1 protein-coding gene is annotated in these 262 nt (G+C 33.6%); it reads left to right on the forward strand.

Features of this window, described 5'->3' with window-relative positions:
• Positions 1-262, forward strand: a 262-nt coding sequence (locus tag AOA60_RS28855) for a DUF3231 family protein (RefSeq protein WP_143522582.1), incomplete at both ends; no start/stop codon positions are given.

A 262-nucleotide genomic window follows, 5' to 3' on the forward strand; every position in this document is an offset into this window, starting at 1 on the left:
TTTCTAAATATTTTTCAAAAGGAACTGAACTGGCTAAAGGGGTAATTAAAGAGTTAAGTGAACTTCTTGTTAAAGAAGGTATTCAAGTACCAAGTACAGCTGCCGGAAATGTAACAACCTCTAAACTATCGCCTTTCTCAGATAAAATTATGATGTATTGTATCAGTTTATTTTGTAGTTTTTCCTTAGGGGGAAATTCTATTGGGACTTCCTTTAGCTTAAGGAATGATCTTCCTGCTACATTGTCTGTAATGATGAAAGA

It is taken from the genome of Pseudomonas sp. 2822-17, assembly GCF_002742485.1.
GTDB lineage: Bacteria > Pseudomonadota > Gammaproteobacteria > Pseudomonadales > Pseudomonadaceae > Aquipseudomonas > Aquipseudomonas cyclaminis.